The following is a 14936-nucleotide window of genomic DNA, read 5'->3' as shown; positions in this document are numbered from 1 at the left end:
CGTAATTAAGGAGGGAAAATTATGCGCCAAAAAGCTATTTTTAAAATAGCAGTTTTACTTGCGTTCATAGGACTGTCTTTAATGGTCAGTAGTATACAACTAAAGAATGTAGAAGCTTTTTCTAATCAAGTTATTCAAAGAGGAGCATCTGGCGAAGATGTCATTGAACTGCAATCTCGTTTGAAATATAACGGATTTTATACGGGAAAAGTGGATGGTGTTTTCGGATGGGGTACATACTGGGCACTTCGGAATTTTCAAGAGAAATTCGGATTACCCGTTGATGGTTTAGCTGGAGCTAAAACGAAGCAAATGCTCGTGAAGGCAACGAAGTATGACAAGTCAACTGCTAATAAAGGGACAACAACGAATAAAGGAAATAGCGGCGGAACTGCACAAGAGAATAAACCACCTCAAAATAAAGGGACAAATGTTCCGAACGGTTATTCTCAAAATGATATTCAGCTTATGGCAAACGCAGTATACGGCGAATCACGTGGTGAACCGTATTTAGGACAAGTTGCAGTAGCTGCCGTTATTTTGAATCGTGTTACAAGTGCGTCATTCCCAAATACTGTTTCAGGTGTAATCTTTGAGCCTAGAGCATTTACAGCAGTAGCCGATGGACAAATATATTTAACGCCAAATGAAACAGCAAAAAAAGCAGTTTTAGATGCGATTAACGGATGGGATCCAACAGGAAATGCTTTATATTATTTCAATCCAGATACTGCGACTAGTAAATGGATTTGGACTCGTCCACAAATTAAAAAAATCGGTAAACATATTTTCTGTAAATAGAGCGGAGGTGGGACAATGTTACGAGGTATTATCATTGTATTATTAACAGTCGGTGTAGTAGGAACAGGCTATTGGGGCTATAAAGAGCACCAAGAGAAAAATGCGGTTTTAATTCGAGCGGAAAATAGCTATCAACGTGCATTCCATGATTTAGCATACGAAGTCGATTTATTACACGATAAAATTGGCACAACACTTGCGATGAATTCACGATCATCTTTATCACCTGCATTAGCGGATGTATGGCGTTTAACATCTGAAGCTCGCTCAGATGTTGGACAACTTCCTTTAACATTAATGCCATTTAATAAAACGGAAGAATTTTTAGCGAATATCGGTGATTTCAGTTACCGTGCAGCCATTCGTGATTTAGAAAAAGAGCCGTTAAATGAGCAAGAATATAAAACGCTACAAACTTTATATTCAAATGCAGGAAATATACAAGATGAACTAAGAAAAGTACAACATCTTGTTTTGAAAAATAATTTACGCTGGATGGATGTAGAAATGGCACTTGCATCAAATCGTGATCCAGCAGATAACACAATTATTGATGGATTGAAAACTGTAGAGAAAAACGTAACATCATATTCTTCTACAAACTTCGGACCGACCTTTACAAGTGCGCAAAAAAATAAAAAAGGCGGATTTGAAGCGGAAGGAAAGGCAATTTCTAAAGATGAAGCGGCGAAAATTGCCAAATCGTTTTTAAATTTAAAAGGAAATGAAAAAGTAGATGTAGAGAAAAGTGGAAAAGGTGCGAAAGAATCCTTCTATAGTGTGAAAATTAAAGATGAAGCAACGAACAATGAGTTCTATATGGATATTACCGGAAAAGGCGGATATCCAATTTGGGTTATGAATAACCGCGAAATTAAAGAACAGAAAGTTAGTTTAAACGATGCAGGTAGTAAAGGTTTAAAATTTTTAAAGGACCATAAGTTTAATAATATGGAGCTTTATGATAGCTCTCAATATGATAATGTTGGTGTATTTACGTATGTAGTAAATGAAAATGGAGTACGAATTTATCCAGAAGCAATCCAAATGAAAATTGCTTTAGATGACGGTTCTATCGTAGGGTTCTCCGCAAAAGAATATTTAGCGTCACATCAAAAACGAACAGTTCCATCGGCAAAGCTAACTGCAGCAGAAGCAAGAAAGAAAATCAATCCGGATGTAAAAGTAATGGAAGAACGTAAAGCTGTAGTAGTTAATGATTTGCATAATGAAGTACTTTGCTATGAATTTGTAGGTACTTTAGGAAAAGATACGTACCAAATATTCATTAATGCTAATAGCGGGGCCGAGGAAAAGGTAAAGAAAATGCAAGCTGTTGAAAAAATTTATGATTAAACCTTAAAAGTGAAGTGGTGAAAATAATGAAAACTCTAATATATATATTAATGCTTTGCTTCGTTATAACTGGATGCAGTATTGGAACAAAAGAAAACCCAAACGAAAAGCCGGAACAAAAAAATGTTTCAATGAAAAATGTTAATTATACGAATAAATCAAATAAGCCAAATGAAAAAGCGGCAGATCATTTAGCATCTTTAGCAGCAAGTGTGCCAGGTGTGAATGATGCGACAGCGGTCGTTGTTGGAAAATATGCTATTGTAGGTATAGACGTAAAAGCAAAACTTGATCGAACTCGTGTTGAATCAATTAAATATTCTGTTGCAGAAAGTTTAAAAAATGACCCTGACGGTGCTAATGCAGTCGTTGTAGCAGATGTTGATACGTATGAACGCCTCAAACAAATCGGAAAGCAAATTAAAAAAGGAAAAACAGGTGAAGGTATACTAGATGAATTAGCGGCTATTGTGGGACGAGTAATGCCACAAGTTCCAAATGATATGATTGAAAATCGAGAAACGAATCCAATTAAAGATAATGATAAACAATTACCAAAAGATGAAGAACAAGAGTTAAGAAAAGAACAGGATGATCAATCAAATAATCATTTGAATAAATGAAATTAGCCTCGTACTTAATTGTGCGAGGTTTTTAACTATAATATTAAATATTCAGTTTATTTTTAAGGGAATATATGGTTTAATTATGATGGGAGGGACAACTGTTATGATGAAAAAAAGCGCATGTATATTGTTTAGTTTATGCTTAGGTTTCAGTATGACAGCGTGTGAAAAGAGAAAAGAAGTGAAAAATCAAACAGCAACTTCTTCTACTGTGATGGAAAGGCAACAGAAAGAATCTATCAATATAAATCATTTCTCGAACATAAATGAAGGAATGACTTATACAGAAGTGAAAGATTTAATTGGTTTTGAAGGGGATTTACTTATAGAAGAAGGGGTAGAACATTCTACACAAATTAAACAAATTTTTGCTTGGAAAGGAAACAATCCAAATTCATTTGTTGAAATTACCTTTTTAGATGGAAGAGTGCATTCAAAAGCACAGCAAGGTATAAGTTAATAAGCTAAAAAATGGGAGAGTTTAGCATGAACATACACACAGGGGAAATTCAATTAGTTCCGTATAAGGAGAAATATAAAGAAGTTATACAAACATTTACTTTACCAAGTGAACAAGTTCAGTTTACAACAGATCCAAGCGCATTACTGGAAAAAGCAAAAAGTGATCGTACAAAAAATGTGATTGTTATTTTAGATTACAATGGCGTACCGGTGGGTCTTTTCGCATTGGAAACGGGAGATAGAGTAAAGGAGTTCACAGATAATGAGGATGCTTTACTTTTAACGTCATTTTCTATTAATCACAATAGACAAAGAAAAGGATTCGCTAAAAAGTCATTGTTATTATTAGAAGAGTTTGTAAAACGCTATTTTCCAATAAAAAATGAAGTTGTACTTGCTGTGAATGAAAGAAATATTCCTGCACAAAATTTATATGCAAAAGTGGGCTTCGAGGATAAAGGTTTTAGAAGAATGGGACCAATTGGCCAACAAATAATAATGCATTTACCTATAATGAAATAATGATATAGAAAACTTACTCTTGAATATTCACGTAGTAGGTTTTTTTATTTTAGTAATATATAATATATGTATATAAAATGAAACAGAAATGAAGGATATAAAAAATGAATCAAGATAGAAAATGGAATATCGTTGGGGGAAGAGTCATTAAAACTGGGATTGCAGTTTTTCTTACAGTGTTAGTTTGTGAATTTTTTAACATTCCAACTATTTTTGCTGTAATAACAGCAATTGTTACAATTGAACCAACTGCAACAGACTCAATAAAAAAAGGGCTTATTCGCTTTCCGGCCTCAACAATTGGATCGGCATATGCCATGACGTTCACATTTTTCTTAGGTCATCAAGCAATTTCTTATGCATTAGCTGCGATGTTTACGATCGTTACATGTCAAAAACTAAGGTTACATGCGGGAACATTAGTCGCAACTTTAACTGCTGTAGCTATGATTCCAATTACGGCAGATCATTATTTCACTGCATTTTTAATTCGTTCAGCTACTACATCTACTGGTATTATAGTATCTACTTTAGTGAATTTTTTCATTTTCCCACCACACTACACGAAAACGATTTTTGGATGTACAGAGGATCTATTTGCTAAAACAGCAAATATTATGGAAGAATGGATTACTGCATTAGTTGCAGGAAAAGGTATGAAAAAGGAGACCGCTCAGGGTTTATCTAAATTGACTGTATTATTGCATAAGGCGATACAATTTGTTCAATATGAGCAGAAAGATTGGAAATATCATCAACATACAAAGAAGGAAATGAGAAGCTTTTTAACCATGCAGAACCAACTTCATATATTACAGCAAATCATTTACCATATAGATAATTTAGCTCGAGTGTCAATTGAGACTTGTGACTGGTCACAAAGTGAAAGGGAAATATTACAACGAACAATTCATTCTATAATTGCTATATTGAGAAAACGTTGTAATGAAATTGATGAGGAACATTTGAAACTTATTGCTGAATTAGACAAGCAATTTTGGAGTTATAAAAATGATTTAAAAGATTATAAACCAAATCATTATCATCACCATTTTTCAAGTGAGTCTATTATTTTATTTGAGGTATTATCTATTCATGATATGTTAGAAGAATTAAAACAAATATCCGAGAAATATGAGTGGGAAAATTGATTCAATTGATAAGTTTATTTTATTGTGAGGGGAATAATATGACACTTTATATTGCATTACTAAGAGGAATCAATGTCGGTGGACATAAAGTAATCAAAATGGCTGATTTAAAACGAGTGTTTGAATCAATAGGGTTAAAACAAGTGAAAACATATATACAAAGTGGTAATATCGTGTTCGAATCTGAGGAAGATATAAACTTTCTAAAGGACCGAATACAATCTGAAATAAAAAATGAATTTGATTTCGATGTTCCAGTCATGCTAAGAACATATGGTGAATTTATAAATATTATTAAACAATGTCCGTATGAAGTTCATTCATTGTTAGAAGGAGAAAGTGTTCATGTTGCTTTTTTAGCTAATGTACTTTCTGAAGAGGAAAGTAGTCAATTGCTTACATTTAAAAGTGAACTTGAAGATTGCTATATAGATGAGAAGGTTGCTTATTTGTTTTTCAAAAATAGCATTCGAAATTCTAAATTAATGAACCAGTTTCAGAAGTTACATACACCAGCTACAGTTAGGAATTGGCGTACTGTGAATAAATTAAAAGCAATTGTAGAGAGTATGTAAATATAAAAAGATGAGGTTTTCTACATGTAGAAAACCTCATCTTTTTACTTATATTGTTTTGCAACTATGAGTTCGACAATAGGATAAATAAAGAATGAAGAGCAAATTGCGATGAACAGAGGGAGGTTTTTAACGCCATCTAAATTAGCCCCCATAGAAAATCCTTCGGAGAAGATTAATAAAAGGAACATTACAACTACAAGCACAAAATACGCAATTTTAAAGCTTTTATATGTAATTTGTTGGCCCATTTCATCTTGACTTTCTTCTGATACACCGTGGGGATCTCCCCAAGTAATGTGATTAATTAAATTACTAAGTATTAACGAGATAGCAAAAATCGTACCACCCAAAATAGAACCTTCAGTGATGTATTTATATGTGCCATGTACTAGTATTGCAATTAATGCTAAAACAATGATTATAAAAATAGTTTTTTTAGTATTCAATAAATAATTGCCCCCCTCGATTGTAAAAAACTCTTTACAAATATAAGTATAAAATTGGAAAAGCATCATGTCAAATACTTTTTACATATAATATGTAAGTATGCAATATTTTGGTTTTATGATAAATAAAAAATTACAATACATTTGAATGTAAAAGAATGGGCTCGCATATATTTGGAAGGGATGTCAGATTAATTTAGGGGGTAGTTATGTCTATACTTTTAAAAGCTGGTGCAGATGCAGGAAACAACGGTTTGAAGTTAATGGTGAAAGGGCAAGACCCTATTTTTATTCCGAGTATTTATTCTTTATATATAGGTGAGCCTACAGGACTCTTAGACGAGGTAGATGTTTCATTATCTGAATTAGAAAACCACATTGATGTGACTATAAGTTCGCCATCGTTAATGCTAAATAATGTACGATACATCGTTGGAGAAAAAGTCATTCAAGATCAATTAAAAGGTACTGAGGTAGAGAAGAAATCAAATAAGTCAACGGATGAGTTAATGGTTATTACAATACTATCAGGTTTGGCGGTAAGCGCTATGCGTCAAAGTCCAACTTCTAGCCATATTAATATTCGATATGATTTATCTGTCGCTCTTCCTATGCAGCTTATTACACAAGAAATAGCTGCTGAAAATGCAAAACGTTATATGGGAAATCATAAGGTTATTTTCCATTATCCGAACGGACGCGATGTGACAATTAATGTTTCAATTGAGTATTGTAAATGCCTGCCTGAGGGTGCTTCTGGGACGTGGGGCATTGTATACGATGAAGAAGGAAATGTTGTGAAACATAAAATAGAATGTGAGCAAAATCAAGTTTCTGAAATTGATTTTGTAGATAAAACTCTACTCTCTTTTGATATTGGTGCAGGGACGACAGAAGAAGTCGTTTCATTAGGGGTAAATTTCCGTCCGCAACTAAGTAAAGGTTTATCTTATGGTGTAAAAGAGACGTTACTACAAATCATTACGAGATGGAACCGGAAGTATCCAACTAAGACGATTGATAGTATTACAGAATTCAATCAAATTTATTTAAATGATAAGCATCCGAGAAATACCTTATTAGTTGAGGAATCACAGCCAGCGCTATTAGGTTTAGCAGCACGTGTTGCAACAGATATTATAAATAAAATTGATGATATGAAAGACGATCCATACGTGTTTATTTATGGCGGGGGTGCAGTAATTATTAAAAACAGTTTAAAAATGATTTTAAAGCAAAAAGGACGACTCAAAAATGTAATCTTTGTAGATAATCCGTTATTTACAAATGCACGAGGATTATTAGTTTATACTTGTTCGCCAAAATATAGAGAGCATAAGCAAAAAGAGTTAGGATTTACAAACTTAACGATAAGTTAGTTGGTGGAAGTATGCGATCTAGGCGATATAAACGTGGTGATCGAGTAAAAATCAATATTCATAAATCGGTATCACCTGAAATGCTTGCGTGGCTGAATAAACAATCAAATCCAACTAATTTCTTCTTTTTTGCTGCGCAGCAATTATTTAAACAAGTAGGAGATATTGACGTTTCAAAAGCTTTACCAAGCAGCCATGTTTTCTCATTATATGTGGAGCCTTCATCCTTATTAAAAGTCGAAGTAAACCCTTTTAAAAACATGACACTAGAAGCAAATACATCCACCGAAAATGCAAAAAAAAAATTATGGGAATCTGTTGATCAATTAGATTGTCCATTTTTTTAAACATAGAAAAATATAAGAAGTCCCATCACTATACATACGAATACAGTGATGGGTTTTTGTTTGTAAATGGAATGGGCACAATGCAATTTGTGCCCATTCTGTTAATTATTTGTTTGTCTAAATTTCAGATGTATGTTTAGAAACGGCAGTAATTATGCTTTCCCAATCATTTGGATGATTTTCATGACCTGCCCCTTTAAGAGTTAATAGTACTGAGTTTGGAATTTCATCAATTAGTGCGAGGCCATGTTCAAATGGGAGTGCTGTATCGTCTGTTCCGTGAATAACCAATGTTGGTGCTTGTATGGAGTGAAGTACACCTTCATATGCATCATCACCTTGAAGTAAAGCGTGATTAAACATACTTAATAAATTGTTTGCGCGTTCTATTTCTTGTTTTACTTGTGTATAAACTCTATTTTCATCAAATATTCGTTCTGATCCACATAATAGACGAGATCCTGAAACTAAATATTCTGCCACATCATTTTTATTTGTCCAATCTATACTTGCGCTCTTTACATGATGTGTTAAAATCCTTTCATCCATTGGGGGTAAATCGCGAGTATTATTATCAGATCCTATTACACTAGTCGCTAGTAAAGTTAGCGTCAAAATTCTTTCGGGATGTTTTACAGCGGCAATTTGAGCAATCATACCACCTAATGACATACCAAAAAGATGGGCTTTATCAATATGATAAGCGTCTAATACCCCGATTGCATCTTCAGCCATATCTGTTACTGAATAATTTGAAGTGCCAGGTTCATATGTAACAGAGCGTCCAACATCGCGGTTATCAAAGCGAATAACAAATTTCCCTGTGTTCGCCAACTGTTCACAAAATTCTTCATCCCAATATATCATTGAACAAGTAGCTCCCATAATTAATAAAATAGCGGGATCATTAGAGTTACCGAAGCTTTCTGTACATATATCAATACCGTTTATTTTAAATATCTTTTCACTCATAAAGTTAGCCCCATTTCTTTTGAATTTAATTAATAATACAGTTTTGAATAATTCTAAGATGTGTGTAAGATTCTTTTTGAAATTCATCCCGCTATTTGCCGGGCAGTAAGAGCCCGATTGGTGAGGAATGATTAAAGTTTTAATTTATAATGCTTTTTGCATAATTACCCCCAAAAATAAGTATATGGTAATTCAAGGCAAAAAATTTTGAGAAATAATTGTATGTTATTAAAATAAACAGCAAGGAGGAGAGGAAATGAAAGCAATTGTTATTGATCAATATGGTAGTGTTGAAGAATTAAAAGAAAGACAAGTTTTAAAACCGATTGTTAAGAATAATGAGGTATTAATACGTATTCATGCAACATCTGTTAATCCAGTTGATTGGAAAATAAGAAAAGGTGACTTACAAGTACAGTTACGCTTTTCATTTCCAATCACTTTAGGATTAGATGTAGCTGGAGTTATTGAAGAAGTTGGAGAAGATGTAGAGTGCTTCAATATAGGAGATAAAGTGTTTACGAAACCTGAAAATATAGGAAGCGGCTCTTATGCTGAATTCATTGCAGTACAATTAGATTTAGTATCACATATGCCTAATAATATTAGTTACGAAGAAGCAGCTTCTATTCCTCTTGCAGGACTTACAGCGTGGCAAAGTCTTGTAGATTACGCAAAAATAAAAGAAAATGACCGTGTATTCATTCATGCTGGAGCTGGTGGCGTTGGAAGTTTGGCAATCCAAATCGCAAAATCATTTGGAGCTTTTGTTGCCACGACTGCTAGTAGTAAAAATAAAGAATTTTTACAGTCTTTAGGAGCGGATCTCGTTATTGATTATAAAAAAGATAAATTTGAAGAACTAGTATCAGATTTTGATATTGTGTTAGATACAATAGGTGGCGAAGTGCAAGAAAAAAGTTTTCGAATTATTAAACCTGGTGGTGTTCTAGTTTCCATTGTTCATGAACCACTACAAAAAGTAGAAGGAATAAAATCAGGATTTTTATGGCTAAAACCAAATGGAAAACAATTAGAAGAATTATCAGCTTTAATTGTAAACGGAAAAATCAAACCAATCATAAGTAAAGTGGTGCCATTTAATGAAGCAGGAGTTCGAGAAGCTCATATTTTGAGTGAAGGACAACATGTTAGAGGAAAGATTGTAGTTAAAGTGGAATGATAATAAAGATTACAGCTTATAGAGTAACTAGATTTGAATAACGAAAAAGCTCAACAATAGATAATATCCCATACTATACATTTTCATTTGCGGGTATTATTTATTGTTGGCTATTGTGATATTACTTCTAACAAATACTGTTTCGTATTGTATCGTGTAATTTCTCTAATCCAATTTCCATATCTTTCTCGTTTAACATTGAATAGCTAATTCTTAATTGGTTATCATTTGTTTCGTAATTTAATAGACAAGCTGTTCCTGGTAAAAAAGAGACATCTACTTCATTTGCTTTTTGTAATAAGGTAAAGGGATCTATCGAATCAGGCAGTGTCACCCATAAATTAAAACCGCCATTTGGTATTTCAAAGTTTAGTTCTTTTAATGGCGATAATATATCAATTGTTAAATCACGTCTCATTTGTAAAGCTGTTCGTAATTTTTCTAAATGATTTTTCATACGTTCCGCACGTAAAAACGGTAGAAGTGCCTTTTGTGTTAATAAAGGACTACCGATATCCATCGAACCTTTCACTGCATATAGCCATTCAAAAATAGGGCCACCGGCAATAAGTGCTGCAATACGCAATCCTGGTGCTAACGTTTTACTAAATCCTTTTATATATATTACGTGGCCATCCTTATCAAAACTTTTGATTGGAGGTGGTACTACAGCATCTTCAAAATATATTTCTCCGAAAGAATCATCTTCAATGATAAAAAATTGATATAGCTCCGCTAGTTCTATAAGTTCCATTCTTCGTTCTTTACTCATTACTGTACCTGTCGGGTTTTGGAAGGTCGGATTCGTATACAATAAAACGGGATTTTTACTTTGACAAATATCATCAATTAAGTCGGAGCGAACTCCATGATTATCAAGAGAAACAGGAATGATTTGAACACCTTTATTGATGAAAACATCAAGCGCGGCACTGTAACACGGACTTTCTACTAATACAGTATCTCCAGGTTTTAATAATGTTTGAGCAATTAAATCAATTCCTTGTTGTGCTCCGCTTGTAATTAATAATTGAGATGGGTCCGTCACTAATTTCTGGTGTTCATTTAAGTAATTTGCTATTTCAACTCGCAATTCATAATCGCCTTGAACTGGCCCATATGTTGCTAACAACATCGGATTTTTATCTAGCAATTTATGCATTTCGTCTGCCAAAAATGGATTTGGTAACAGACGGGGATACAGAATTGCTTGTGAAAAATCATAATATTTACGGTGTTTATTCATTGCATATTGAGAACGCATAACATTAATAGATCTTGATTGTTGCCATTTATACGGTATCGGTTTGAAATCTTTCTTTACACGTTTATATATGTAAGCACCTTTTCCTTGTTCGATGCGTATATACCCTTTTGTTTCTAACTGTTTATAAGCTTTACGAACAGTTAATACATTGATTTGTAAATCTGTGGCCATACAACGTAAAGAAGGAAGGGATTCACCATGTGAAAGCATACCACTTTGTACTCTTTCAACAATTTGCATATATATTTGCTTGTAATACGGTATGTTTGATTCTTTACGCAATACAATCTTCATAGGTTCACCTATTTTTCTTTTTAATTTAATTAAAGCGAAAAATATATAGGGAATCAACTACAACTTGAAGTAACTGTTATATGTACCGATACACTGTTATACACCATAGCCTCTATACTCATTTTAAGAGTAAAAAGGAGGAAGTAAAATGGTCATTTTTAATTACATTTTAGTATGTATTATTTTCGGGACAACATTTTTAACGATTAAAATTGGAATTGAAGCAGGGGCGCCACCGTTGTTTTCAGCAGGAATTCGCTTCTTTTTAGCGGGTATAATCCTTATGATTATTTTTAAATTAAAGCGAAAAGAAATTATGCCACATATATTTTCAAAACGTATTATGTATGCTGGATTTTGTTTAACATTTATGACATTCGCAAGTTTATATTGGTCAGAACAATATATTTCTTCGGGATTAGCTGCTGTTCTTTCTGCTACGGGACCAATGATGATTTTATTAATACAAGCAAAGAGGAATAGGGAGAAATTACAAAAGGAACAACTCGTTGCCTTAGTTATTGCACTAATAGGTGTTATATTTGTTTCTTTACCAGGAATGCATCAACAAGTAAGTTTCATATGGAGTATTGCTTGTATTGTTTTAGTTATAGGAGAGTTATTTTACGGAATAGGCTCTATTCGTTCGAAAGAAATACTTTCAGATTTATCAAATGTATCACCATTTCTTATTAACGGAATTCAAATGTTTTATGGAGGGATTTTACTATTAATCGCATCTATTATTGTAGAACAACCAAATGTAACTGTATTAACTTCATGGAGTGTACAATGGCCTATTTTATATCTCATATTTATCGGATCGATCGGTGGACACGGATTATATTACTGGCTCTTATCAAAAACAAACCCAGTATTTCCATCGACGTGGTTATATGTATCACCATTAATAGCAATTATCGTAGGTTATATCGTATTAGGAGAACCCTTAAATCCTACAATGGGAATGGGAGCTTGTCTTATATTGATTGGTGTATTTTTGGCCAATCGTTCAACACTACGGACTTATTTCAAAAAAGGGCGGTTATTAGAGAAGGAGATGTAGTTTAATAAAGCAACAGCCCTGTATATTACAGGACTGATAAAATCAAAAACACAGTTGGAAAAATAACCAACTGTGTTTTTGATAATTAATTCACTTTTTTAATAAAGCCTTTATAATGACGTTTTACAAGCTGGCTTTCTAACGTCTTCATAGTTTCTAGTGCTACACCGACAATGATAAGTAAGCTTGTACCACCAATTTGAGCAGAAGGTGGTAACGTAGCAATTTTCGTGAATACGAGCGGTAATATAGAAATTGCACCTAAGAAAATTGCACCAATAAATGTTAAACGGTATAAAATTTTAGTTACATATTGTTCAGTTGCTTTACCAGGACGAATACCAGGAACATATCCATTTTGCTTTTTCAAATTCTCAGCCATTTGTTCAGGATTTACTTGAATAAATGCGTAGAAGTATGTGAAAGCAACGATAAGACCGACATAAAGTGTCATTCCAATTGGATGTGCGAAATCAAGATTTGCAACTAACCATTTTGATACGCTTGAATCAGGGAAGAGCTGCGCAATTGTACGCGGCGTCATTAAAAATGCAGAAGCAAAGATAACTGGTATAACACCAGCACTATTTACTTTAAGCGGTAAATGAGTGTTTTTTGCTCCTTGATATTGATTGTTTCCTGAAACAGCTTTTGCATATTGGATCGGTATTTTACGTACAGCTTGTTGAATGTAAATAACACCAACAACTATCGCTAAAATTACGAGTCCAATTAAAACAATTTTTATTATGTGCATAAATAGCTGATCGCCAGCATTTTGGAATTGTTGTAAATAAATTTGATTTGCAACATTTGGAATCGCGGCAACGAGACCTGCGAAGATAATCATCGAAATACCATTACCAACTCCGTTAGCGGTAATTTGTTCGCCTAACCAAAGTAAAAATGCAGTACCTGCAGTTAAAACTGTCGCAATAAATAAGTATGTAGTCCAGCTTTGATCTGTTATTAATTGTCCACCTGCTATATTATTAAAGCCATAAGACATTCCGATGGCCTGTATGAATGCGAGAATGATTGTAAAGTATCGAGTGAATTGAGCTGATTTCTTACGGCCCATTTCTCCTTGCTTTGCCCATTCCGAAAACTTAGGTATAACATCCATTTGTAGTAATTGTACTATGATGGAAGCTGTAATATATGGTGTAATACCTACAGCAAAGATTGAGAAATGTTGCAATGCTCCTCCACCAAATACGTTTAACATACCTAGAACGTTAGCTTGATCTTGTACTTTTAATACCTCTGCGTTAGTATGAGGAACTGGAATAAACGTGCCAATTCGAAAAACGATTAACATCGCTAGTGTAAAAAGGATTTTCCTTCTTATCTCAGCTACTCTCATGAAATTTGAAATCGTACGAAACATTATGTCGCCTCCTATATTTTTATCAGTAAAAACTGATTATTATACCCTATGAAGTAACCACAAACCTCCTTCCGCACTAAATTCATTTGACAAATGGATTTTCATACACTTTGTAGTTTTCACGGATATAAAAATATAAGGTGTTATATAAGCGACCTTTACACTTTACGTAATCATTCAATACCCATAATATATCGAATAAATTAACAAATGTACATACATACGCATTAAAAATGAATAAATAGGGCCATTTTTTACATTTATTTAATGATAAATTGATAGGACATTATACTGGTAAATGCGCTTCGTATATTCCTTTAATCAATTAAAATCCTCCACCTTTTTATTTTCTTACAATTAATATATCGATTTAAAAAGAATGTAAAATCAAATAAAAGTATGAAAGTACATACTACTTTAGTAGTAGTAATAGTAATCAATTATATTTCAATTAAAATTCATCTCCCGCTGATTAAAGTTTCACTTTATATGATTAGAGAATTCTTTTAATTTAAGAAGGAATAAATGTAAAAAAAAGCTAATTAAACAGTGTACATATTTATAGGGGAGAAGATATAAATGAAAGTTGTTATAAAAAAATTACCACCATTAGAAGTAGCGTATATAAGACGAACTGGTAGCTACTTTGAACCGCAAGATCACTGGGGGAAGTTACTGAACTGGTCAATTGAAAATAAACTGTATCCACCAGAGCAATCATTTATCGGAATATCATTAGATAATCCTGAACTTGTTGCAAGTCATAAGTGCCGGCATGATGCATGTGTTACGATTCCTGAAAACTTCGATAAAGAAAAGTATCATGACGTGCAATTTAAAAGATTAGATGGAGGTACATATGGTCTATACCAGTTCTATGATGAACCTCATAAATTAAGTGAAGCGTATCAATACATGTATGCAGAGTGGCTACTAAATAGTGAGTATGGTGCAGATTATGATAGAGATAATTTAGAGTTTTGCTTAAATAATGTTGCTGAAGATCTAGAAGGAAAGTTAAAGGTTGATTTATTTGTGCCAATTAAAAACATACAAAAAAACAAATAACTTCATTTGTGGCTTTAAAATGAAATTG

At 33.3% G+C, this 14936-nt stretch carries 16 protein-coding genes; 12 read left to right on the top strand and 4 right to left on the bottom strand.

The window, feature by feature from the left end; genetic code table 11:
- Nucleotides 1–21: 21 nt before the first annotated feature.
- The 7 genes from sleB to OXT04_RS03685 all read left to right on the top strand — a co-directional run bounded on the left by sleB (nucleotide 22) and on the right by OXT04_RS03685 (nucleotide 5493).
- Complete coding sequence (gene sleB / locus OXT04_RS03715) at nucleotides 22–801, top strand: spore cortex-lytic enzyme (protein ID WP_001249053.1); 780 nt, start codon at nucleotides 22–24, stop codon at nucleotides 799–801.
- A gap of 15 nt (nucleotides 802–816) precedes the next feature.
- Nucleotides 817–2157, top strand: a complete 1341-nt coding sequence (gene ypeB, locus OXT04_RS03710) for a germination protein YpeB (protein WP_016081334.1) — start codon at nucleotides 817–819, stop codon at nucleotides 2155–2157.
- Between the two features lie 26 nt (nucleotides 2158–2183).
- Nucleotides 2184–2780, top strand: a complete 597-nt coding sequence (locus tag OXT04_RS03705) for a YhcN/YlaJ family sporulation lipoprotein (RefSeq protein ID WP_000854060.1) — start codon at nucleotides 2184–2186, stop codon at nucleotides 2778–2780.
- Between the two features lie 106 nt (nucleotides 2781–2886).
- Entirely contained in the window at nucleotides 2887–3243 is a 357-nt protein-coding gene (locus OXT04_RS03700; RefSeq protein ID WP_016512697.1) for a hypothetical protein, read from the top strand.
- 11 nt (nucleotides 3244–3254) lie between these two features.
- Nucleotides 3255–3767 carry a GNAT family N-acetyltransferase gene (locus OXT04_RS03695; RefSeq protein WP_141526240.1) on the top strand — a complete coding sequence of 171 codons (513 nt, stop codon included), beginning with the start codon at nucleotides 3255–3257 and terminating at the stop codon, nucleotides 3765–3767.
- A 104-nt stretch (nucleotides 3768–3871) separates the two neighbouring features.
- Nucleotides 3872–4918 (top strand): aromatic acid exporter family protein, encoded by a 1047-nt coding sequence (locus tag OXT04_RS03690; RefSeq protein ID WP_267413149.1) that lies wholly within the window; start codon nucleotides 3872–3874, stop codon nucleotides 4916–4918.
- 38 nt (nucleotides 4919–4956) lie between these two features.
- Nucleotides 4957–5493: a DUF1697 domain-containing protein gene (locus tag OXT04_RS03685; protein WP_000177384.1), complete on the top strand. Its 537-nt coding sequence runs from the start codon at nucleotides 4957–4959 to the stop codon at nucleotides 5491–5493.
- A gap of 44 nt (nucleotides 5494–5537) precedes the next feature.
- On the opposite strand, the gene OXT04_RS03680 is transcribed toward OXT04_RS03685, so the two are convergent.
- The gene (locus OXT04_RS03680) at nucleotides 5538–5942 is read right to left on the bottom strand and encodes a hypothetical protein (protein WP_001093141.1); all 405 of its coding nucleotides are present in this window, start codon (nucleotides 5940–5942) and stop codon (nucleotides 5538–5540) included.
- A gap of 209 nt (nucleotides 5943–6151) precedes the next feature.
- On the opposite strand from OXT04_RS03680, the gene OXT04_RS03675 reads away from it, so the two are divergent.
- Both OXT04_RS03675 and OXT04_RS03670 read left to right on the top strand, forming a co-directional pair.
- Nucleotides 6152–7321, top strand: a complete 1170-nt coding sequence (locus OXT04_RS03675; protein ID WP_000025622.1) for a ParM/StbA family protein — start codon at nucleotides 6152–6154, stop codon at nucleotides 7319–7321.
- 11 nt (nucleotides 7322–7332) lie between these two features.
- Complete coding sequence (locus OXT04_RS03670) at nucleotides 7333–7668, top strand: hypothetical protein (RefSeq protein ID WP_001257761.1); 336 nt, start codon at nucleotides 7333–7335, stop codon at nucleotides 7666–7668.
- A 117-nt stretch (nucleotides 7669–7785) separates the two neighbouring features.
- On the opposite strand, the gene mleBCA is transcribed toward OXT04_RS03670, so the two are convergent.
- The gene (gene mleBCA / locus OXT04_RS03665; protein WP_063547478.1) at nucleotides 7786–8640 is read right to left on the bottom strand and encodes a BCA family alpha/beta fold macrolide esterase; all 855 of its coding nucleotides are present in this window, start codon (nucleotides 8638–8640) and stop codon (nucleotides 7786–7788) included.
- Nucleotides 8641–8896: 256 nt separating this feature from the next.
- Between mleBCA and OXT04_RS03660 the strand changes: the two genes are divergently transcribed.
- Entirely contained in the window at nucleotides 8897–9823 is a 927-nt protein-coding gene (locus tag OXT04_RS03660; protein ID WP_267413139.1) for an NADP-dependent oxidoreductase, read from the top strand.
- Between the two features lie 127 nt (nucleotides 9824–9950).
- Here OXT04_RS03660 and pdxR read toward each other — a convergent pair whose 3' ends face one another.
- A complete protein-coding gene (gene pdxR, locus OXT04_RS03655; protein ID WP_000706779.1) occupies nucleotides 9951–11384 on the bottom strand; it encodes a MocR-like pyridoxine biosynthesis transcription factor PdxR in 1434 nt (477 codons plus the stop codon).
- Between the two features lie 148 nt (nucleotides 11385–11532).
- Between pdxR and OXT04_RS03650 the strand changes: the two genes are divergently transcribed.
- Nucleotides 11533–12450: a DMT family transporter gene (locus OXT04_RS03650; RefSeq protein ID WP_000234339.1), complete on the top strand. Its 918-nt coding sequence runs from the start codon at nucleotides 11533–11535 to the stop codon at nucleotides 12448–12450.
- An 85-nt stretch (nucleotides 12451–12535) separates the two neighbouring features.
- Here the strand turns inward: OXT04_RS03650 and secY are convergent, their stop codons facing one another.
- Entirely contained in the window at nucleotides 12536–13840 is a 1305-nt protein-coding gene (gene secY, locus OXT04_RS03645; RefSeq protein WP_000490135.1) for a preprotein translocase subunit SecY, read from the bottom strand.
- A gap of 579 nt (nucleotides 13841–14419) precedes the next feature.
- On the opposite strand from secY, the gene OXT04_RS03640 reads away from it, so the two are divergent.
- Entirely contained in the window at nucleotides 14420–14908 is a 489-nt protein-coding gene (locus OXT04_RS03640; protein WP_000869614.1) for an AraC family transcriptional regulator, read from the top strand.
- Nucleotides 14909–14936: the final 28 nt, after the last annotated feature.

The organism is Bacillus sp. GC_Bacil_1 (assembly GCF_026540675.1).
GTDB classification, from domain to species: domain Bacteria; phylum Bacillota; class Bacilli; order Bacillales; family Bacillaceae_G; genus Bacillus_A; species Bacillus_A cereus.
This window is presented reverse-complemented; position numbering and strand designations above follow the sequence as displayed.